This is a genomic window from Pseudarthrobacter sp. 902506025, from assembly GCF_040702325.1.
In the GTDB taxonomy this organism is placed as follows: Bacteria; Actinomycetota; Actinomycetes; order Actinomycetales; family Micrococcaceae; genus Arthrobacter.
The window spans coordinates 126,891-148,063 of sequence record NZ_JBFBKW010000009.1 but is presented as its reverse complement, the minus strand read 5'-3'; the positions used below and the strand labels follow the sequence as shown (position 1 = coordinate 148,063).

The window sequence follows — 21,173 nt, the reverse complement described above, 5'->3', positions numbered from 1 at the left end:
CAGCGCCGCCGAAAGCGCTGGCGGCAAGGTCAAGAAAGCTGCCGGCGCAGCCACCGGCAACGAGAGCCTGCGGGCAGAAGGCCAGGCAGAGCGTCACCACAGACAGAGAAGCGCAGCTGAACCACATCATCCCCGGCTGGCGGCAGGGTAGGGCGGCGGAGCAGGAAAGCGGGCCCTAGGCCGACATATTCGGGGTGGTCAGATCCGGCAGGTCGCCAAGGAAAACGGTCCGAGGATCCAGGCCGACGGCCTCCAGGATGGCCCGCGCCAATGCAGGAGCATGTTCGGTCTGGTACGACACCGAAGCTGTGATTCCGTCCGCTTGGTTGATCTGGATCGCAGCATCTGAGGTGTGGATCGGGCGCCACACGTCAAGGTGGTCTTCGGGAATCACGGTATCGCGGTGGCGGTGAACGAAGTAGTCCTGGGCGGCCATTGCAATCCTCTCCTGGAATTGGGCAAGAGAGCACTATAAGCATGGGGAGGACAGATCCGCCACAACATAACGGCGCCTCATTCGGACAGCGCGTGTCGGGGACACGCCGGCCCGGGCAGCGCAATTACCAGCATCGAATTGAGCCATCGGGGGTCTTCTTGCTTGTTTGCGCCGGTGCTCCGGCCGAGTCCGCAGCAAGAAGCAGAGCAATTGCATCCCAAACCCACCCCGGCGAGGCCATAGAACTTGTCATCGCCTGGCGTGGATCGCAACCTGGCCCGGTCCTGAGTCCCTGACGCCGTGACGCACCCCTCCACAGGCCCAAGCCCTCTACGCGGGTAAAGCCTTGGGCAGAAACCGCGCCGAAATAGCGACCTTCATCAGGGCGTCCACGGGTCGGTTCCCCAATCGTTGGTAGCGGCCCACGGCGGTGACCTCTGATGCAGGCCTGCTCACCTGCCAGGTCATTGGGATACCTGGTGTTGGGGCGCGTGTTGCACTCTCTGGGCACAGAGTAGATTGTGGCGCATCCTTGAACCAGGACTGCCAGTGACCGGAGTTGCAGCGCCGTTGCGCTAGCTCTCCTGCAGTCCCCGGGCCTCTTATGGGGCTCGGGGCTCCGGACGAGCCGTCAAGAAGTCGACGGCTCTGATGGCCGGGTAACCCGGGCCGCCGTCCGCCTCCGAATCACACATCGAAGTGGGTATGCACTTCTGTCCCGCCCGTCAGCGATGCGATCACTGAAGCTGCTACATCACGGAGTTTCACGTTGCGTGTGTTGGAGGCTATCTTCAGGATTCTCATCGCTGATTCCTGGCTGCACCGGTTCTGGCCCATGATGGCACCTGCTGCGAGGTCTATGACGGTTCGAGATTCCAGGGCGGCTGTGAGGTGTGCTTTCGCCTCAGTCAGCTGGCTGACCTGGACGGCCAGGCGTAAAGCCTTGGAGGCCTCTTGGGCATAGGATTGTGCCCTTTCAATGTCGTCGCCTTTGAACCCGTAGGTGCGGGTGGAATAGATGTTCAAGCCTGCTTCTGCTTCGCCTTGAAGGTTCAGCGGGACCGATAAACACGACCCGACACCCTCGCGCCGGGCGGCGGCGGTGTAGTCGGGCCAGCGGCGTTCGCGGCCAAGGTCCGGGACGTGAATGACGGCCTGTTCACGGATCGCGGCCAGGCAAGGCCCGTCACCGCCACGGTACTGAACCTCGTCCAGCGTCAGTGCACCCTGTTCACTATACGCAACCGTAAGGGGCTTTTTCTGACGCATCAGAGTGATGCTGCTGAAGGCGACTGCTGAGTCAGAAAGTGCCCGTGCGGTGAAGTCTGCCAACTCGTCGAGCATTTCCTTCACGTCCTCGGTACCCAGAACAAGATTCTGAAGGTGATCAATGACGATCTCGGCGGGCAGCGAGCTTGTTCCGTCGGCCATGGTGGCCTCATTCCTCTAGCGCCCAAACAACACCCTTTGACGTGGGACACCGGAGGACTACCAAAGCCGCGTGCACGGCATAACTTCAGTATGCGCGCCCACGGGAGATAGGCGCCGGTCTACCGCAATCGAATTCCATTTCGCGGGTTAGCAACACGCTGCCAGCAAGCTACTACCGGGACCTCAACGACTGAGCGCTGTGGGAAATCGCGGGAGCAGACATATCTCTAAAATTCTGAATACATTCTGAATAAGCAACCTCCCGCCGAGGTCCGCCGCTACGGCTCGTCATCCACTGACCCGGCATCCTCGAGCTCGCCGGCGGCAATGCGTTCAGAGATCCGTCGGTAGGCTTCGGCGATGTAGTCCTCAAGGTCTTGGCGGCCGATGCGCCAAAGGCCGCGGCCCCCAACCTGAATTGCCCGAAGCTCCCCGGCCTTGATCATGGCGTGGATCTGGCTCGGGTTCACGTTCAACTCTTCCCCAGCCTGGGTTGGCGTCATGAAACGAGGCGGTATCGGTTGTTCACTCACCCGGTTCATCCTATGGTCGAATTTTGCAGACTTCCCAGCGCCTTTGGGAAAGGCACTAGTCCTCGAGGCAATCGATCAGCCCTGGCACCTCTGCGCCATCCTTCTTACTCGCTTTTCACTGCTTCCTGGCCGTCATGCAGGGCCGGGTCCTGCGACCGGCCCGGCCCATTTACCCAACAGGTCCTTGTTTGCCTCTCGTAGGGCATCGAAGCCAGTGTCGGGGAAGCCCTCGCGGCGCCCCCACCAAGCGTTCGGGGTGCGGGAGATGACCATCCTTTTGCCCTCGGCGAGGGGAAAGATGTGCCAGGCGTCCTCCGGCACCAGGTCACGATGGCCGGGTCCGAGAACCTGAAAGGCAAAAATCCCTGGCGATAGCGTCCTGACGAAGGAATGATCAGCTGCGAACTCGGAGTCTGAGGGACCCGGGACATGGGACCTTATCATCACGCGAATCCCAAGTCGAGAATAGAGTTCATATTCACCCTGCGGATCTTGGCGGCTTCGATGGTCACACTGCCCACTTGCAACTGTTTCACCGGCGGTGTCCTCATGAAGCGATCCAAGTCCTACGAAGCGCGCACGGCAAGGGATTTCGCGAGCTTTGATGGAAAATTCGGCACTTAAGATATTCCAGGCGAACCTGCTGCGGCTCCTGCTGCCGAACTTCACCCCTCTCCCCTACCGGGTCCAGGCCCCCTGTAGAGCGTCCCAGTGGTCGATGGCCTTCCGGTCCATGGACTTGAGAGCGGCGAGCCGTGCCTCCAATTCGGTCTGCTCTCCGAGGTCTTGGAGGGAGGCGAACTGGCCGTCCAGGGATGAGGCGGCGAGTTCCTGCTGGCCGCGGACTGTGGCTTCCTTGCGGCGGATGTTCTCCTCGTAGCGGCCGATGGCGGAGCCTGGGTCTCCTGCGTCGAGGGCACGGAGCGCGTCGTTGACCTGGACGCACTCAGGAGATCCTTCACGTGCCGTTCACCTGTCTCGTAACTATCAACGAAGACCCCGATTCCAACCCAAGGTTGCGAAATAGAGTTACGAGAATTGCACTTGGCGGCGGCGTCCGCGATTCCACCGAAAATCTGTGACCTGCAGGGGAGGTGTGTGACTCGCGGCGCTATATGGCGGCATTTTCACGACACTAAATGTCGCACCAGATGACGCCGCGAATGAGGAAGCTCGGACCCCAAAAGCCGGCGCGGTTTTAGGCGGTTCTCTCCAGGTCGGACGGGGATTCGTTCTCCCGCTCCTCCAAGGCACCTGTCACCGATGCTGTGAGGCTGTTTGCGATATGGGTGCGAGCGAGTTCTGCCGCGCCGGGCCCGTCTCCCGCGGTGACGAGTTCAAGGATTTGGTGGTGCTGGTTCAGGTCGATGGTGCGGGGCTCGTCACCGGAAGGCAGCTCCAGGCCGATGCGCCGGTAGCGGTCGGACTTGTCCCAGAGGTCATCCAGGAGCTTGATCAGGGTTGCGTTGTGAGAAGCCGTGTAGACGGCGCGGTGGAAGTCGCGGTGAGCGATGATGGCGTCTTCGCCCCACACGCGCGTGACGGGGAGTAGTTTTTCGGCGGCCGCCCGGATGATGGCAATGTCAGCGTCGGTCCGGCGGTAGGCCGCCAGTTCCGTTGCGGACGGCTCCAGGGAGAGGCGGACTTCCAGCAGTTCGCGGGCTTCGGCGGCGCTCATGTCAGCCACCTTGGAGTCGCGGTGGGTGTCCATAGTGATCAGGCCCTCGCTCGAGAGCCGGCGGATAGCTTCACGGAGGGGGGTGATGCTCATCTGCATGTTCTCGGCCAACTCGTACTGGGAGATGCGCGAGCCGGGGGCTAAGGCGCCGGAGAGGATCATCTGACGCAATTCGCTGTACGCCAAGCTGCCCTTGCTCGAAAAGACGTTGGTACTCATCTGCCGCTCCAAATCCGTGGGAACGTTGCCCCGTCACGCTAAGTGTAGCCCTCGAACCAACATCTTATAAGAAATCTCGTGGCCGGGCTTGTGCTCCGGGTCACGGCCCGCTAACCTCGATTCAACGTCTTATAAGATATTTGAGCAGCCCGCCCACCGGATGCGCAGCCAGTGCCATGGCGCGAGCATCAATCTTATAAGAAATAAGATCGATCCAACCAAGAGAGATTCAAAGATGAAAATCGTTTCAGCCCACGTAGGCACCATCCCGATCAGTTCCTCGATTCGGAACGCGTTCATTGACTTCACCAAGATGGACTGCACGATCATCGCGCTCGTCTCCGATGTGTTTGTCGACGGCAAACCCCTGGTCGGCTACGGGTTCAACTCCAACGGCCGCTACAACGCTACGGGCATCCTGCAGGACCGCATCCTGCCGCGCCTGCTGGATGCTCCTGCCGAGGATCTCATGGATGAGAACGGCGAACTGTCACCGGAGAAGGCATGGGACATCATGATGTCCAACGAAAAGCCCGGTGGCCACGGCGAACGGTCGGTCGCCGTCGGCGTGGCCGACATGGCCCTCCACGACCTCGCCGCAAAGATCGCCGGTGTCCCCTTGTACCGCTGGATCTCGGACCACTACGGTGACGGCAATCCGGACAAGGACGTCTTCGTTTATGCCGCCGGCGGCTACTACGCCCCCGGCAAGACCTTGGAAGACCTGCAGAACGAAATGCGCGGCTTCCTTGACCAGGGCTACAACATTGTCAAGATGAAGATCGGCGGCGCCGACCTGGCAGAGGACCTCCGCCGCATCGAGGCCGTGATCGAGGTCCTCGACGGCGATGCGTCCCGCCTGATGGTGGACGTCAACGGCAAGTTCGACCTGGACACCGCCCTGGAATATGGCAAAGCCATCGATAAGTACGGCCTGTTCTGGTACGAAGAAGTCGGCGACCCGCTAGACTACGCCCTGAACGCCACCCTTTCCGAGCACTACAGGAACCCCATCGCCACGGGAGAGAACCTGTTCTCCCTCCAGGACGCACGGAACCTGGTCCGCTACGGCGGCATGCGCCCGGACCGGGACTTCATCCAGGTCGACCCGGCCCTGAGCTACGGCCTCACCGAATACCGCCGGATCCAGGACATGCTGGCCCAGCACGGCTGGTCCTCCCGCCGCTGCATCCCACACGGCGGACACCAGTTCTCCCTGCACATCGCCGCAGCCCTCAAGCTGGGCGGCAACGAGTCCTACCCCGGCGAATTCCAGCCCACCGGCGGCTTCACCGACGACGCAGTCGTCGTCAACAGCCGCGTAGCCCCCGGCGACCTGCCCGGCATTGGGCTGGAAGGCAAGGCCGAGTTCTACAAGGTCCTGCGCGGCCTGCACGAGTAAACCACCCACACCTGCCTGGTCCCTGGCAGCAGAACTGCCCGGGACCAGGCAACCACCCCCAACTCTTCCGTCTGACGTGCAAAGGAGCACCCAAGATGTCTTCCCACACTGTGCAGGACCACCAGCATTCCCCACACCCGCCCAAACAGTCGTCCCGGTTCGGGCGTCTGATCCGTGAACTCTGGTTCCAGGTGCTCCTCGGTGGAGTCCTCGGCATCCTCGTAGGTATGTTCATCCCGCAGGTCGGCTCGCAGCTGACCCCGCTCAGCGACTGGTTCATCGCCCTGGTCAAGATGATCATCATCCCGGTCGTCTTCTGCGTCGTCACCCTCGGCGTTGCGTCCATGGACAGCCTGCGCAAGGCAGGGAGAATCGGCCTTAAAGCCCTCGGTTACTTCATTGTCCTCTCCCTCATCTCGATGCTCATCGGCCTGCTCGTCGCCAACATCTTCCACCCCGGCGACGGCATGAACATCGACGTGTCCAAGCTGAACGCCGACAAGATCCCCGGCGCTGGCAAGAGCTTTGATGGCCTCGAGTTTGTCAACAGCCTGATCCCCGCATCATTCTTCGGCGCCCTCACCAGCAGCGCCATCCCGGCCGCACTTCTGGTTTCCATCGTCTTCGGCGCAGCACTGAACCTCTCGGGAGAATCCGGTGTCCTGCTCACCGGCGGCATCCGCGCCCTATCCACCGTGATCTTCCGCATCGTTGGCTGGCTCATGCGCTTGGCACCCATCGGAACCTTCGGCGCCCTCGCCGCTACCGTGGCCAAGTACGGGGCCACCAGCCTTCAGCAGCTCGGCTTCCTCATCCTGCTCTTCACCGCCACCTGCATCGTTTACGTCCTGGTCGTCCTCGGCATCATCGCCCGGACCTGCGGCCTGAACATCTTCACGGTCATGCGCTATTTCAAAGACGAGCTCCTGATCGCCTTGGCAACATGCTCCAGCGAGGCCGTGCTCCCGCAGGTCATGAAGAAGCTCGAAAATATGGGCGTCGGCAAGCCGACCGTCGGCATCGTCATCCCGTCCGCGTTCTCCTTCAACCTCGACGGATCCGCGATCTACCTCACCATGGCCTCCGTCTTCCTGGCCCAGGCCGTCGGGATCCACCTCTCCTGGGAACAGCAGCTGGCCATGGTGGGGATCATGATGATTTCCAGCAAGGGAACAGCAGGCGTCGCCGGCGGAGCCTTCATTGTGCTCGCCGGCTCCCTGGGAGCCGTCAGCGCGATCCCGACCGCCGCCCTCGCCCTCATCGTCGGCGTTGACCGCCTCCTGAACGAAGGCCGCGTCTTCATCAACGTCATCGGCAACGTGCTGGCAACAGTCGTCGTCGGCAAATGGGAGAAAGACTTCGACCTGGAACAGGCCCGCAACGTGATACACGCATCGGGTCGAAAGAAAAACGAACTTCCGGCAAGGACGGCCGACCACGTCGAGATCGAGACGGTCGACGCCCACTAAACCCTGTCAGGGCCGCCTCTCCCCGGGGGCGGCCCTGCCCAGTGTGCACTTCACCCAGCACCAGCCCACCGCTATACCGACGAGGAACACCACACCATGGCTCGGCGCATACTTATCACAACCGACTACCTGCACGCCGGAGATGCCGTCTACGACCTCCTCCGCGACCATGGCCTGGAACCCGTCTACGCACCGTCCAGAGGCTCACGGACACTGGAGGAACGCCGCTCACTGTTCGACGGCATCTCCGGAGCCATCCTCGCCAGCGAACCGGTCACCGCCGACATGCTCTCCGCCGCCGCATCCCTGAAAGTCCTCGCCCGCAGCGGCGTGGGATACGACTCCATCGACGTCCCGGCCGCGGCCGCACAAGGAATCAGGGTCTGCCACGCCCCAGGAACCAACCACCACTCGGTCGCCGAACTGGCCATCGGACTGATCATCATGTCAGCCCGCCGTCTCCTGGAGGTCACCACCGCCGTCCGCCAAGGCGGCTGGCCCCGGGAAGCCGGCCACGAACTGCGTGGCTCAACCCTCGGCATCGTAGGCTACGGTCCCAGCGGACGCGCCACCGCGAACCTGGGCGCAGCTCTCGGCATGAACGTCCTGGTCAGCACCACCCACCCTGACCAGGAAACCACTGCAGTCCGGTTCACCGATCTCGACACCGTCATCGCCGACGCAGACTACCTCTCCCTGCACACCCGCGCCGGCCACGGTACCCGCAAACTTATCGACGCGGACCGGCTGGAAGCGATGAAATCGACCGCCGTCCTCATTAACACCGCCCGCGGCTCCCTCGTAGATGAAGAGGCACTGGCCGAGGCCCTGTGCGACGGCACCATCGGCGGCGCCGCCCTGGACGTCCTCGAGAGCGAACCACTGCCCGGAAACAGCCCCCTCAGAGGCTTGGACAACGTACTCATCACCTCCCACCTCGCCGGTCAGACAGCCCAGGCCCGGGAGCGGGCAGGCCTGGCTGCCGCACACGCCGTCATCGACGTCCTCGAAAACCGCGAACCGGCCCACCCGGTCGACCGCTAACCCCACACCCAACAAAGACGAAGAAGGATCCTGATGTCGAAACCCCACCGCATCGCAGTCATCCCCGGCGACGGAATCGGCACCGAAGTCGTACCCGAAGGACTGCGCGTCCTGGACGCCGCAGCCGCCGCCTTCGACCTCAACCTCAAATACGAACACTTCGACTACGCCTCGGCTGACTACTACACCCGGCACGGGAAAATGCTGCCCGACGGGTGGTTCGAGGAGCTAAACCAGTTCGACTCCATCTTCTTCGGCGCCGTCGGCTGGCCCGACGTCGTCCCCGACCACGTTTCGCTGTGGGGAAGCCTGCTGCAGTTCCGCCGCCACTTCGACCAGTACGTCAGCCTGCGCCCGGTCAAACTCCTGCCCGGGGTGACCAGCCCCCTGACCGGCCGGGTCCCCGGCGACGTGGACTTCTACGTCGTGCGCGAAAACACCGAAGGCGAATACTCCAGCATCGGTGGGAAAATCTTCGAAGGCACCGACCGCGAAACAGTGGTCCAGGAAACCGTCATGACCCGCACCGGCGTGGACCGGATCCTCAAGTACGCCTTCGACCTCGCCCAGAGCCGGCCCAAGAAGCACCTGACCTCCGCCACGAAGAGCAACGGCATCTCCATCACCATGCCCTACTGGGACGAACGCGTGGAAGCCATGGCCAAGGGCTTCACGGACCTGAAGGTCGACAAGTACCACATCGACATCCTGGCCGCGAACTTCGTCATGCACCCCGACTGGTTCGACGTCGTCGTCGCCAGCAACCTCTTCGGCGACATCCTCTCCGACCTCGGTCCGGCATGCACCGGAACCATCGGCATCGCACCCAGCGGAAACATCAACCCCGAACGCAAATTCCCCAGCCTCTTCGAACCCGTCCACGGCTCCGCGCCGGACATCGCCGGCAAAGGCATCGCCAACCCCATCGGCCAGATCTGGTGCGCCGCGATGATGCTGGACCACCTGGGAGAACCCAAAGCCGCCGCCGCCATCACCACCGCCATGGAAACCGTGCTCGCCAACGGACAGCAAGCACTCACACCGGACATGGGCGGCAATGCCACCACAGAGCAACTGGGCGAAGCCGTGGCATCGGCCCTGACGACATCATGACCCCCTCGACTGGCCGCAGCAACGGGCGCACACCCGCCGTCGGAGAGCGGATCATGCTCCGCCAGCACCTCCACTGGCGCCGGCTCATAGGAGAGAACGTCCAGATCCGCCAGCACGGCCAGATAATCCGCACCGGAACCGTGGATGACGCCATGGCAGACTCCACAGCGCTCTGGATCGCAGGCGACGCCGCCCAACCACGCACCATGTACGAGGCCGCACACGGGATCGAAGTGTGGGCCCACCCGGAAGAGGCCGAACACGGGATCTGCTACGGGACGACATCGACAGCACCATCACAGAACTGATCTAGCACGGAGACCCATGACGCAGCCCACCTACATGCCCCAAAGCACCGAAGACACCTCCTACTCCAGCCCGGTCCTAAGGAACGTGCTCCCGGGCGTCGTCCTTGAACGCAATATCCCCGCAGAGATCGCCCGTTCCTGGCTGCTGGTCAATGCCATGAAAACGGAACTGTTTGACCAGTCGGCCGTGTCCCGCGCCGATTCGATCATCCTGGATATTGAAGATGCCGTGGACCCCTCGCAGAAGGACCAGGCCCGGAACAACGTCATCGACTGGCTGACCGCCGGCGGCAAGGCCTGGGTCCGGATCAACGACGCCACCAGCCCGTTCTGGGCCGATGACCTCGCCGGGCTGCGCGGCACGCCGGGGCTGCTGGGCGTGATGCTGGCCAAGACCGAATCCGCGGACCAGGTCACCGAGAGCTTCCACCGCATGGACGGCAAGACCCCCGTGATTCCGTTGGTGGAATCCGCACTCGGCATCGAGGAAGCCAACCATATCGCCAAGGCGCAGGGCGCGTTCCGGCTGGCCTTCGGCTCCGGTGATTTCCGCCGCGATACGGGCATGGCCGCCACTCCGGAAGCTATGGCCTACCCGCGGGCCAAGCTGGTGGTTGCCAGCCGGGTGGGCAACCTGCCGGGCCCCATTGATGGCCCCACGGTCGGCACCAGCCACCCCATCCTGCGCGAGCAGACCGGCATCACGGTGATGATGGGCATGACCGGCAAGCTGTGCCTGGCCATCGACCAGACCCCCGTGATCAATGAGGTCATCAGCCCCACGCCGTCCGATGTCGCGTGGGCCACCGACTTCATGAACGATTTCGAAGCCGACGGCCGCGTCATCCGTGACGGCTCCGACCTGCCCCGCCTGGGCCGCGCTGAGAAGATCATGAAACTCGCCGTCGCCTTTGGCGTGCACCCGGCACACTAACGCCCGCTCCCGACGCGGACGCCTGCATGAGGCGGCCAAGGCGAACAACCATGCCCTTCGCACGTCCGACCCCAGCAGCCTCATCAGCAAACACAACCATCAAGAGAGAACGAATGGCTTACGCAAACTACCGGTATAAGGGTCACAACTACCTCGGCGAAGTTCACGGCGATTACCTCATCCCGCTAGCCGGGCTCACCGACATCGGACCGGAAACCTCCGCCGATCTCCTTGCCAGTGCCGCCCGTCTGACCGAATCCCGGGTTCCCCTATCCGAAGTCACCCTGCGCGCGGCGTCACCGAGGGCTGGCAAGATCCTCTGCGTGGGCCTGAACTACAAAGACCATGCCGATGACACCAGCACGGCCACCTTTCCCGTCCTTTTCCCCAAGTACACGTCCACCCTCATAGGACCGGCCGACGACATCATCCTTCCCCCGGAATCCACCCAGGTCGACTTCGAGGGCGAACTCGCCGTCATCATCGGCAAGACAGGCCGCCGCATCGCCGAACACAACGCAATGGAGCACATCCTTGGCTACTGCGTCTCCAATGACGTCACCATGCGCGACTTCCAGAACAAGTCCCACCAATGGCTGCAGGGCAAGATCTGGGACAACACCACCCCGCTCGGCCCGCACATCGTCGCGCCGGCAGACACCGACGTCAGCAAAGCTGGCATCAGCACCACCCTGAACGGGGAAGTGGTACAGAAATCCGACCTCTCCCACCTGATCTTCAGCATCCCCACACTCATCGCCACCATCTCCGAATTCACCACCCTGGAACCAGGGGACGTCATCCTCACCGGTACACCAGCCGGAGTCGGATACCGCCGGGACCCCCAAATATTCCTCAAGGACGGCGACGCCATCACCGTGGCCGTCGAAGGAGTCGGCAGCATCACCAACACCGTTAGGGCAGAAGCCAGCTGACGAGAACCGGTATCAAGAAACCAACGCACTTCTGTCTCAGAAAACAATGGGTTACGAGACTGCCGCCTTTCATCAACTTTCAGGACCGCTCGCGGCTTCTCAATAGCGGCCAAAAGCGGTGGGCATACGCGATCCGTTGAACCGAGAAGCAGAAACAGTTTGGCGGTGCCCCATGTCGGAGGCCCTGAGGCCACTGGGGGTGTCCAACAGACACTGCCACTGCCAGGTCATGGTGCGTAGCGTGAGGGATGTGGACAGAAGAGATGACATCCGTGAGTTCCTGATCTCGCGCCGGGCGAAGATCAGTCCGGAGCGGGCCGGTATCCCCAGCTACGGGGAACTGCGCCGGGTGCCGGGCCTGCGGCGTGAGGAGGTGGCACAACTGGCCGGCGTGAGCACCGATTATTACACCCGGCTGGAACGCGGCAGCCTTCGCGGTGTCTCCGACTCGGTCCTTAAAGCAGTGGCTTCGGCCCTCCAGCTGGATGAGGCCGAGCGGGCCCATTTGATGGACCTGGCCCGGACCGCCAACACACCGGCACGCCGAACGCCCAGGAAGCCATCCCAGCGGCGGGTCCGCCCCGGGGTCCTGCGGTTGCTGGACGGGATGACAGGGGTGGCAGCCCTGGTGCAGAACGGCCGCTCGGACGTGCTCGCAGCCAACCTGCTGGGCCGGGCACTGTATGCGGACGTTTTCAACTCAACTTCGTCCTTCGGCCCGGACCTTTCGGGCAGGCTGCCGAACCAGGCACGCTACCTTTTTCTAGACCCGGGCGCCGGGGACCTGTACCCGGACTGGAACGCGGTGGCCGCCACCACGGTAGCCATGTTGCGCCTGGAAGCTGGCCGGAACCCGCACGACCGGGCACTGAACGAACTGATCGGGGAGCTCACCACCCGCAGCGGACAGTTCGCCGCGCTCTGGGCCGGGCACGACGTCCGGATCCACACCACGGGAACCAAGCGATTCCATCACCCGGTGGCCGGAGACCTGTCGCTGCAGTTCGAGACCCTGCACCTGCCCGGCGACGAAGGCCAGACCCTGTTCACCTTCACCGCCGAGCCCTGCTCGGCCTCCGCAACCGCGCTGGCGTTCCTCGCCAGCTGGGCGGCGGCGCCTTCCACCACCAAGGACGCAGAAGACGAAACGGCCATAACTGCCCGTTCCCAGGCGCAGCCCCTCCAACCACGCCCGGGGAAGACAGAACAACGACGTAACTGACAAGACCTCGCCTTCACCGCAGTAGCAACCACTTAACGAGCCATTCGGGCAAGCCGCTAACAGTCTCCGTTGAACGGACGTTGCTGACGGCTGCCCAAATTCAGCCAAACCCTATGAAAGAGAACAACCAATGACACAAAAACTCATCGGATCTGTTGCCCTGGTAACCGGGGCCAGCAGCGGGATCGGTGACGCCACCGCCCGTGCCCTCGCCGAGCAGGGTGCGTCCGTCGCCGTCGTCGCCCGACGCGAGGACCGCCTCGACACACTCGTGGCCGAGATCGGGGCTGCCGGCGGCACCGCCTACGCCGTTCCTGCCGACATCACCACCGAACCCAGGCTGAACAAGCCGTAGCAGAGGTTGTAAACCACTTCGGCCGCCTCGACATCCTCATCAACAACGCCGGACTCATGCTCCTCGGACCGGTCGTCGATCAGGACATCGACGAATGGGAACGGATGATCGCGGTCAACCAGAACGGCCTGCTCTACATAACGAAGGCGGCACTCCCACACCTTCTGGCTGCAGCGGAAGACGAACTGCGCGTCGTCGCGGACATCATCAACATCTCCTCCTCGCCGGCCGGCAGGCGTGGGCAACTTCGCCGCGTACAACATGACGAAGTTCGGCGTGAACGGCTTCACCGAAGCCCTCCGCCAGGAGATCACGAAGAAGCACGTCCGGGTCGGGGTACTCGAACCCGGCGCGGTCGAAACAGAACTGATCTCACACAACAATGACACCATCAAGAGCGATCTCGCCGTCTCCGACGCGAAGAACATCCCCGAGAAGCTGCAGCCGGAGGACATCGCCGAGAGCATCGCGTACATGGTGACCCGCCACCGCCGATCCTCTATCGCCGAACTGTGGGCGATGCCCAGCTCCCAAGCCTGAGAACCCTACCGAAAGAGAACAGTATGAAAAACGCACGCCTCGGAGACTTGGAAGTCTCCCGCATCGGCCTCGGCGCCATGACCATGGCCGGCACCTACACAAGCGAAGGCGCCCTGGATAACACCGAATCGATCCGCACGATCCACCGTGCGCTCGAACTCGGAGTCACCCACATCGACACAGCGGAGATCTACGGGCCGTTCCTGAGCGAAGAAATTGTCGGCCAGGCGATCAAGGGACGCCGTGACGAAGTGAAGATCGCCACCAAGTTCGGCCTGGTCTCCCATTCCGGTGCCGGCGCAGGTGTCACGGACAGCAGCGCCGCGAACATCCGTACGGCTGTCGAGGGATCCTTGAAGCGTCTGGGCACCGACTATATCGACCTCTACTACCAGCACCGGGTCGACCCGAATACCCCAATCGAAGAGACCGCCGGGGCCGTCACGGACCTGATCACAGAAGGCAAGGTGCTGCACTTCGGCCTATCCGAAGCCTCCCCGGGCACCATCCGCCGGGCACATGCCGTGCAGCCCGTCACGGCCCTGCAGACCGAGTACTCCCTGTGGACCCGGGACGTCGAAGACGAAATTCTGCCGCTGCTGCGTGAACTGGGCATCGGATTCGTCCCCTACTCACCCCTCGGGCATGGTCTGCTCACCGGGCAGATCAGGAAGGTGGAGGATTTCGCCGATGATGACTGGCGCAAAACCAACCCGCGCTTTACGGGCGAAAACTTCGTCCGGAACCTGCGCATCGTCGACGAAGTCCAGAGCATCGGCGCGGAAATTGGCGCCACCCCAGCCCAGACCGCGTTGGCGTGGCTCCTGACCCGGGGCGAAGACATCGCCCCGATCCCAGGCACCCGCCGCGTCTCCCGTGTGGAGGAAAACACAACATCTGATTCCATCGAGCTCACTACGAACCAGCTCGAACGCCTGAACTCACTCCAACCCGCAGCAGGGGCCCGGCACGACGACGCGAACATGGCCTCGATCGACCGCTGATCCCTAGCCGTGCTGTGCCCGCCAAAAGGTCCCAGTTCCAAAGAATCAACGTCAATCAATGCTCGTCCGATGCTACGTCTCGTTTCCTGGGGTTGTACGACTGTGGCCGGTTACTGCCCGGAGGATTGCTCGAGGAGGGCGGCGACCTTCCGTGCGGTTGCCTTGGCGGATCCGGGGTTCTGCCCGGTGACGAGATTGAAGTCAGCGATCGCATAGGAGATATACGGCAGCCGGGCTTTCTCGTAGAGTGCGCCGCGGCTCTTCATTTCCTCTTCGGCGTTGTACGGCACGAGCTTGTCGACCCGGGCAAGGACCTCTTCCTGCCACGCGAAGCCGGTGACCTTGCGCCCGTCCACGAGGAGGCTTCCGTCGGAGAGCCTGGTGTTGAGCAGCCCGCAGTATCCGTGGCAGACGGAGGAGACGACGCCACCCCGCTCCCAGATTTCGCGGGTGATCTTTTGCAGGCCTTCGCTGTCGGGGAAGTCGTACATGACGGCGTGGCCGCCGGTGAAGTAGATGGCGTCGAAGTCGGCCGAGTTGATCCCTTCCGGGCTGGCGGTGTTTCGAAGAAGGGCCATCCGCGCTGGGTCGGCGTGCCAGGACTTGGCTGCCTTGTCGTAGCTTGGGAATTTCAGCGATCGAGGCTCCAAGGGGGAAGGGCCGCCTTGGGGGCTGACTATGGTTTGTTCGAAGCCGTGCGCCCCGAACACATCCCATGCGTGAGCGAGTTCGGAAAGCCAGAGGCCGGTGGGGTGGGACGGGTCGTCGTAGTGGCCGACGTTGCTGACGACGTGGAGGATGCGTCTGGTCATGGGTCGTTCTCCTGAGTGTGGTGGACGGATCGGGGCTCCCTAAGGGAGGGAGGTGTCAGAGGACGTGCCGTGCAGGGCGAAGACCGCCGCAACCGCCGACTGGACGCGGGCTGCAACTTCGTCGGCGGGCGTGGGCCGCAACTTGCCGTCGAGATGCAGGAAGGCCAGGCCATGGGCCATGCTCCACAGCGCGGTCGACAGGCTCGAAATGTTCGCACCCGGGAAAAGGGACTCAATTGCCCGGTTCAGCACGTCATGGAGTTGCTCCGAGGCTTGGACGCGTTCGCTGTTCGCCTCATCGCATTGGTTGCCGAACATCAGCCGAAACACCGCCGGTCGTCGCAGTGCGAACGCGACATATGCCACTCCCAGCGCGCTGACCGCCTCCTCCGCCCCAGCAGGCTCCGCGACGTCGCCCAGCGCGGCCCGGAGGTCCGCGCGGAGATCCTTGAATCCCTCGACCGCGACCGCGCTGTCGAGCGCGTCCCGATCCGCGAAATGCCGGTAGGGCGCGGTAGGAGACACCCCTGCGCGACGCGCGACAGCCCGCAAGGAGAATGACTCGCCGGCCTCAAGGCTCTCGATCGCAGCGGTAAGCAAGGCTGCACGAAGGTCGTGGTGGTGGTAGCTCTTTTCCGATGTTGACACTGCTAACTTTGCCTCCTACGCTATGTAAGCAGTGCAAACATACCGCATGGGGGAACGCATGTCACCCAATAGTTGGAGCCGCGGGATGAAGTCGTGCGGGCAGGAAGCCGAGGTTGAAAATGCAGACGATACTGGGTGCGAACGGCCAAATTGCCGTGGAACTCGCCCGTGAGTTGAACCGCAAGTACACCACCAATCTGCGACTTGTGAGCCGCAATCCGCGCAAGGTCAACGAGACCGATGCCTTGGTACGGGCCGACCTGCTCGATGCTGGCCAAACGGCTGCCGCGGTTGAAGGCAGTGACACCGTCTACTTCACCGCAGGGCTTCCGGCAAACACGGAACTGTGGGAGGCGCAGTTCCCTACGATGCTCAGAAACGCGCTGGGGGCTTCACGGTCGGTTGGTGCCAGTTTCGTGTACTTCGACAACACGTACATGTACCCCCAGGACGACCGCGTCCAGACAGAAGAGACCCCGTTCGCCCCCGCAGGGCGGAAGGGCAGGGTCCGTGCGGCGATGGCGTCACTGGTGCTTGATGAGATCACCCCCCCGGAGACATCCCCGCAATCATCGCCCGGGCCCCCGAGTTCTACGGGCCGGCCCGGACCCAGAGCTTTACGAACGCCCTGATCATCGACCGCCTCAAGACCGGCAGGAAACCCCTTGTTCCGGTGCGGGATGACCGGATGCGGTCGCTGATCTGGACACCTGACGCGAGCCGGGCGCTGGCGCTTTTAGGCAACACCCCGGACGCCTTCGGGCAGACGTGGCACCTTCCTGTCCCAGGGGACTGGCCGAACTATCGCGAATTTACTGCCATGGCCGGCGACGCTTTCGGCCGGGGCTCCGGCTACACCGTCGTGCCATGGTGGGTCCTGAATGCCGCCGGATTCTTCTCCAGGCAGGTGCGCGAGCTCAGGGAGCTGCTGCCGCGCTATAAGTACGACAACCGCTTCGACTCCACAAAGTTCGCCACACGCTTCCCTGAATTCACGGTGACCCCCTACCGGGAAGGGCTCTCCATCATCCGCCGCGAAGCCGACGCCGGGCGGCCGCAATAACCGCACCGATTGACCTCTTCCGGACTGCACCCACTCTCCAACCGGCCGCTTGGCCTCCACCCGGCTGCGCCTCGGATAGATAGAGCCCACGCCCCATTGGCGAGACGTCTCGTTTCCTAAGCCTTACGAGACAATCCGGAGCGTTGCGGTTAGGGCGGCAAAGGCAGGACTGGATGGTGTCCGTTGAGGGATCCCCCATGCTCTGTCACAGACAATTCACCAGGTCCACTCGTTGACCCAAATTGCGTGAGGGTTCTTCCTAAATCGCTCAAAGGTCACCAGTGCCGTGAGCTGGAGCCGGGACAGAGGACGTCTGAAAACGATCAATGCAACCCCGACCAGGGCAAGCACTATGGACGAAAAGTCGTTATAGGTCATTTCGCATCGTGCCTCACTTCAGAGCACCTAGGGCACCGGCCAAGATCATTCCGATTCCGACCATTAAGCAGATGACAACGAAGATCCATCGAATTGTGGATCCAACTCGCAGGGCTGTTCGATGATCCGAATTGGGTGCGAGCGAGTTGATTCTTTCGGTGCCCTTTTCTAGCGATCTGCGTGCCGTCAGTACGCCGACTATGCCAGCTATCAGCAGTATGAAACCGAAAAGTATGGCACCCATGCGTCCCCCTTTAAGAAGGTGCTTCCTGCACAACCGTCCCACGAATGATTTTGAAGCCTACGCTTCTGGCGTGATAGATGCATGTGCTGCTTGAAGCCTTCCAGAGCTGCTTGAACGGAGACCAGGAAGGCTCGAAGCCTACTGGCCGAATCGCTGACCACACCCTTGGTTACGAGATGACCTGGCGCCCGTAATGATTCTCTGAAACTCTTGCCCTCCTTGATGAGAGCAAGAAACCTGACGCCGGTGGGCGAATCGAACTGTTGATACATCGAAGGAACTCCCTGGATTGGGTGTTGCTTCGATCAACAGAATCAGGGGTGCCCTAACCGATACACTCCCGAACGTCTCGAAGCCCTGGGGTTGGTGAGATCTGAAGGGCGAGGCTTAGGGCGCCTCCCCTTCAAGTGTCGGTCTTCCCGCGGTGTCGAGTACCAACCGGAAGCCCTACCCAAGATCTTCGAGAGCGCCGCATACTTCTCCAAAGCCGGAGGCCTGAGGTCTTCGCGGCCCACAGTGCACAAACTAACAATTGTTAAGGTCTGGAAAATGTATTCCCAGAATTGTTAATTTTGCGCCACTCTGGACAACCGCCTACTCCGAACTATGTGACAGGCAAGGTTGAAGTAAGGCAGATAAAGCAATAGAGACAAGACCATCAACATCACGACGCTATATGTGGCAGCAGAAGAGTTGCCGGTGCAGGACCAACGGAGCCACACCGAAGACGAGGGCCCATGGGAGGCGGAGAGCGGCAGCTTGGCTTGCCCCTTGGTCGCGAGAGCCAGGAGACGGTGCCACGGCAACCGCTAAACGCGCAGCACGCCTAAAGCCTGCGTCATTTTTCACAGCACAAGATCTTGGTGCTGCCAGGACTGGCAGCGCACGCTTAGGAGACAATGACATTCTGGCGACTTCTTGCTACGCAAGTGCCGTCCTTGACAATCATTGCCTCGACATAGTGGTACCCCGTGTAGGAAGTCGTCTCGGACCAACTACGCGCACCGCCGTCCTTCCGGATCTCACCTCTCAAAGAATCGGCCCTTTCTGCTTCCTCTCCGTAGTTGCGAACCTTCCAGTACAGGTCATATGGCTCAGGTATGTTCGATTTTTCAATCCTGAACCTTAAGGACCGGTGCTTGCCGACCCTGTCACCTCGCCGTGGCAAGGGGCCGTCCCGGAAGCCCTTGCCGGGGACAATATAGCCGACGGTTTCGAAGTGATAGCCCGGGTCGAGGGCTTCAGGGATGTTGAAATCTCGGTCCAGAAAATGTTCAGAGGGCGGCACTAGCGACTTAGTCGGGGCGGCCGCCGTAAGGCTGGTGGACCGATCGACAACGCCGAAGTTTGGCCCAAACAAGTCTTGCCAGATTTTCACTGCCTTGCCGTAATCTGGATCATCGCAGGCTTGGGCGACTTTTCTAGCATATGAATCAAATCGAGCGCGGAAGGTCTGGTAATTATGGCTTTGCCAACGGTCAGCCAAGTTCCGACCAGTGCCGGGGTCGATGATACGAGGGGCGGCGTTGGGGTACCCGGCGAGTTGGGCAGACAAAGCCGCTGAAAGTGTACGAAGCGTATTAGGCACGTCCCTGTACGCATCCGGGTCAATGATTCTGGCAGTCTCACTGACTTGGTGAGCAAGCGCGGCGGTTAGCGTGACCGACGGGATCGCAAAGCGGGTTTTGTGGTCGCGTAGGTACTTAAGGAGCCGGACGACCTTGACAAGGTTTCCGTTCGTAATTCTGTTCTTTCCCTCTAACCACTCGGTGAATTCGTCCGGAGCAGCCGGTTCGAACTGGTCGGTGTTCCTATTGGCGACGTATTCAGTGCCGTATCGGTTCACAAACGGGACCACGTCGACATGAAAGTCGCCCACGTAGTCAATTGTCACGCAGCGCTTTTTGCGCGAACGCATCGACTTGTAAAACGCACTGCGCCCAAATGCCTCGTACAACTTCTGCACGTAGTCGCTCGGATTCCACCCTTCAACCGCATCCATCGGCACTAATACGTCTGCGTCAAAGTCTCTGTTACCGACAGGTTTGATGATGGTTCCGTGCCCGTATGAACCTTGCGGGATCACTTCGGTTACATACTCGCCAAAGACCTCATCGTGCGACAGGAAGTTCTCAATAGCGGCCACGCGTTTAGAAAGCAAGTTCAACCTGCTTTGGTTTAAATTGACCTTGTCCCTGAGAAACGCCTTGAAATCACTGGACTGACTCATATTTTATCTTTCTTCAGAAATTCAGAGGGCTAACCGCAAAGCGCCGCACGGTGATTTCAGACCGTGGCATCTACTGTCCACTCTGCCGTCTGCGCTATTTGGGTGATTTGACTGGCTGCGCCGTCTGCTGCTCCCCTGCGGCGGATCTGGTCTTCTTTGGCCCAAAGAATCCTAGAGTCGGAAGTGGTCTTGAGCTGACGCAGTGCAGCCAGCTGGTCAGGCGTTGGGAGAAGCTCGACAACGTCGGCGATCAGCAGTTCCTGGCTATTTGCCCACGGGCTGTACTTCATAGGGCGATAGAGACGTTCGACTCGGTCGTATTTGATGAGCCGAAATAGCTCTTGAGGGAGAATTCCAGTAGCAACGAGTTCCTCATGGAACTCGCGCCAGCAGTCGGTCTCACGTCCGCGTTCTCCTTCGAACCACCGTACGAATGAAACTAGATGTTTGCCCGGGACGCGTACCCGCAGGTCGCCCTCACTGACGGCGTCTGGGACCAACAATTTGTCGTTCAGGACGCTCAGGTCCCGTAGTTTGCCTGACGAAGACGGATGGGTCTTGTAGACGCCCCCGACGGGTTGATACTGATCGAACCTATGTCCCTTTACGAGTAGGTAGTCGCCATCAACGTTGATCCGATAGAGGTAGGACGCGGAAATACGGACACGGTCTTTCCAGGTACGGAGCGCGTAGCAAGCGACCTTCAGGAATCGTAAATTAGTAATGGTGGTGTCCAGCAACGGTATTACGAAGCCGATCGCGAGGCCGCTTGGAACGGCAAAGAATGCTTTGTCCGGGTCGGAATTTAACATCCAGATTGTCGAAACTATCAATCCGATGAAATAGGAGAACAGGCGAGCCATGCTAAGACTCCTCGTAAGCAGTAGTGAATGAGTTGATGGGCCGTTTCGAGTAGGACGTAGCTTCATCCGATCAACGGCAGTTCGAGCGAGAAGTGAACAGATATGGCCCAGCAGCGATCGGAGCCAAAGGCCGGCCGCCCTTTGTCCGAGTACAGCAACTAGGCCCAAGCGCCCGGTTTTCATAAATACTGACCCGCCAGCATCAACTTTGAGCCGATCCGCCGAATAGGGTGACAAGCGCCAACTAACCTACGGCTACTCGTACGTCTACTTAGGCAGGAACTGAATATGCTCAGATACGAGGCTGTTTTT

19 protein-coding genes and 2 pseudogenes are annotated in these 21,173 nt (G+C 61.4%); 12 read left to right on the top strand and 9 right to left on the bottom strand.

Annotated features, from left to right (window positions below; genetic code table 11):
* Positions 1 to 175 precede the first annotated feature (175 nt).
* The 5 genes and pseudogenes from AB0280_RS16285 to AB0280_RS16265 all read right to left on the bottom strand — a co-directional run bounded on the left by AB0280_RS16285 (position 176) and on the right by AB0280_RS16265 (position 4,297).
* On the bottom strand, positions 176 to 436 hold the full coding sequence (locus AB0280_RS16285; protein ID WP_366367809.1) for a hypothetical protein: 261 nt from the start codon (positions 434 to 436) through the stop codon (positions 176 to 178).
* 687 nt (positions 437 to 1,123) lie between these two features.
* Positions 1,124 to 1,867: a GAF and ANTAR domain-containing protein gene (locus AB0280_RS16280; protein WP_366367808.1), complete on the bottom strand. Its 744-nt coding sequence runs from the start codon at positions 1,865 to 1,867 to the stop codon at positions 1,124 to 1,126.
* Positions 1,868 to 2,145: 278 nt separating this feature from the next.
* Positions 2,146 to 2,370: a helix-turn-helix domain-containing protein gene (locus tag AB0280_RS16275; protein ID WP_366367807.1), complete on the bottom strand. Its 225-nt coding sequence runs from the start codon at positions 2,368 to 2,370 to the stop codon at positions 2,146 to 2,148.
* 708 nt (positions 2,371 to 3,078) lie between these two features.
* Positions 3,079 to 3,339 (bottom strand): annotated as a pseudogene (locus AB0280_RS16270) (PspA/IM30 family protein); the annotation flags it as partial.
* 259 nt (positions 3,340 to 3,598) lie between these two features.
* Entirely contained in the window at positions 3,599 to 4,297 is a 699-nt protein-coding gene (locus tag AB0280_RS16265; RefSeq protein ID WP_366367806.1) for a GntR family transcriptional regulator, read from the bottom strand.
* A 235-nt stretch (positions 4,298 to 4,532) separates the two neighbouring features.
* Here AB0280_RS16265 and AB0280_RS16260 point away from each other — a divergent pair, with 235 nt between their 5' ends.
* From AB0280_RS16260 to AB0280_RS16210, 10 genes and pseudogenes are all read left to right on the top strand, one after another.
* Positions 4,533 to 5,699 carry a mandelate racemase/muconate lactonizing enzyme family protein gene (locus tag AB0280_RS16260; RefSeq protein ID WP_366367805.1) on the top strand — a complete coding sequence of 389 codons (1,167 nt, stop codon included), beginning with the start codon at positions 4,533 to 4,535 and terminating at the stop codon, positions 5,697 to 5,699.
* Between the two features lie 95 nt (positions 5,700 to 5,794).
* Complete coding sequence (locus AB0280_RS16255; RefSeq protein WP_366367803.1) at positions 5,795 to 7,168, top strand: cation:dicarboxylate symporter family transporter; 1,374 nt, start codon at positions 5,795 to 5,797, stop codon at positions 7,166 to 7,168.
* Positions 7,169 to 7,264: 96 nt separating this feature from the next.
* Entirely contained in the window at positions 7,265 to 8,212 is a 948-nt protein-coding gene (locus AB0280_RS16250) for a phosphoglycerate dehydrogenase (RefSeq protein ID WP_366367802.1), read from the top strand.
* Between the two features lie 33 nt (positions 8,213 to 8,245).
* Positions 8,246 to 9,325, top strand: coding sequence for a tartrate dehydrogenase (locus tag AB0280_RS16245; RefSeq protein ID WP_366367801.1), 1,080 nt, complete (start codon positions 8,246 to 8,248; stop codon positions 9,323 to 9,325).
* Positions 9,322 to 9,633 (top strand): hypothetical protein, encoded by a 312-nt coding sequence (locus AB0280_RS16240; RefSeq protein WP_366367799.1) that lies wholly within the window; start codon positions 9,322 to 9,324, stop codon positions 9,631 to 9,633. The genes AB0280_RS16245 and AB0280_RS16240 overlap by 4 nt, the downstream gene beginning before the upstream one ends.
* 16 nt (positions 9,634 to 9,649) lie before the next feature.
* Positions 9,650 to 10,567, top strand: coding sequence for an HpcH/HpaI aldolase/citrate lyase family protein (locus AB0280_RS16235; protein ID WP_366367798.1), 918 nt, complete (start codon positions 9,650 to 9,652; stop codon positions 10,565 to 10,567).
* Positions 10,568 to 10,680: 113 nt separating this feature from the next.
* Positions 10,681 to 11,502: a fumarylacetoacetate hydrolase family protein gene (locus AB0280_RS16230; protein ID WP_366367797.1), complete on the top strand. Its 822-nt coding sequence runs from the start codon at positions 10,681 to 10,683 to the stop codon at positions 11,500 to 11,502.
* Between the two features lie 250 nt (positions 11,503 to 11,752).
* Complete coding sequence (locus tag AB0280_RS16225) at positions 11,753 to 12,724, top strand: helix-turn-helix transcriptional regulator (protein ID WP_366367795.1); 972 nt, start codon at positions 11,753 to 11,755, stop codon at positions 12,722 to 12,724.
* A 130-nt stretch (positions 12,725 to 12,854) separates the two neighbouring features.
* A pseudogene (locus AB0280_RS21540) lies at positions 12,855 to 13,619 on the top strand (SDR family NAD(P)-dependent oxidoreductase).
* A gap of 23 nt (positions 13,620 to 13,642) precedes the next feature.
* The gene (locus AB0280_RS16210; RefSeq protein ID WP_366367792.1) at positions 13,643 to 14,623 is read left to right on the top strand and encodes an aldo/keto reductase; all 981 of its coding nucleotides are present in this window, start codon (positions 13,643 to 13,645) and stop codon (positions 14,621 to 14,623) included.
* A gap of 110 nt (positions 14,624 to 14,733) precedes the next feature.
* Here AB0280_RS16210 and AB0280_RS16205 read toward each other — a convergent pair whose 3' ends face one another.
* Entirely contained in the window at positions 14,734 to 15,435 is a 702-nt protein-coding gene (locus tag AB0280_RS16205; RefSeq protein WP_366367790.1) for a type 1 glutamine amidotransferase domain-containing protein, read from the bottom strand.
* A 39-nt stretch (positions 15,436 to 15,474) separates the two neighbouring features.
* Positions 15,475 to 16,083 carry a TetR/AcrR family transcriptional regulator gene (locus AB0280_RS16200; protein WP_366367788.1) on the bottom strand — a complete coding sequence of 203 codons (609 nt, stop codon included), beginning with the start codon at positions 16,081 to 16,083 and terminating at the stop codon, positions 15,475 to 15,477.
* 119 nt (positions 16,084 to 16,202) lie between these two features.
* Between AB0280_RS16200 and AB0280_RS16195 the strand changes: the two genes are divergently transcribed.
* Both AB0280_RS16195 and AB0280_RS16190 read left to right on the top strand, forming a co-directional pair.
* Positions 16,203 to 16,715, top strand: a complete 513-nt coding sequence (locus AB0280_RS16195; RefSeq protein WP_366367787.1) for an NAD(P)H-binding protein — start codon at positions 16,203 to 16,205, stop codon at positions 16,713 to 16,715.
* 56 nt (positions 16,716 to 16,771) lie between these two features.
* Positions 16,772 to 17,146, top strand: coding sequence for a hypothetical protein (locus AB0280_RS16190; RefSeq protein WP_366367785.1), 375 nt, complete (start codon positions 16,772 to 16,774; stop codon positions 17,144 to 17,146).
* Positions 17,147 to 18,657: 1,511 nt separating this feature from the next.
* Here the strand turns inward: AB0280_RS16190 and AB0280_RS16185 are convergent.
* On the bottom strand, positions 18,658 to 19,998 hold the full coding sequence (locus AB0280_RS16185) for an SMODS domain-containing nucleotidyltransferase (RefSeq protein ID WP_366367784.1): 1,341 nt from the start codon (positions 19,996 to 19,998) through the stop codon (positions 18,658 to 18,660).
* A 56-nt stretch (positions 19,999 to 20,054) separates the two neighbouring features.
* Positions 20,055 to 20,861 carry a hypothetical protein gene (locus AB0280_RS16180; RefSeq protein ID WP_366367783.1) on the bottom strand — a complete coding sequence of 269 codons (807 nt, stop codon included), beginning with the start codon at positions 20,859 to 20,861 and terminating at the stop codon, positions 20,055 to 20,057.
* Between the last annotated feature and the right edge of the window lie 312 nt (positions 20,862 to 21,173).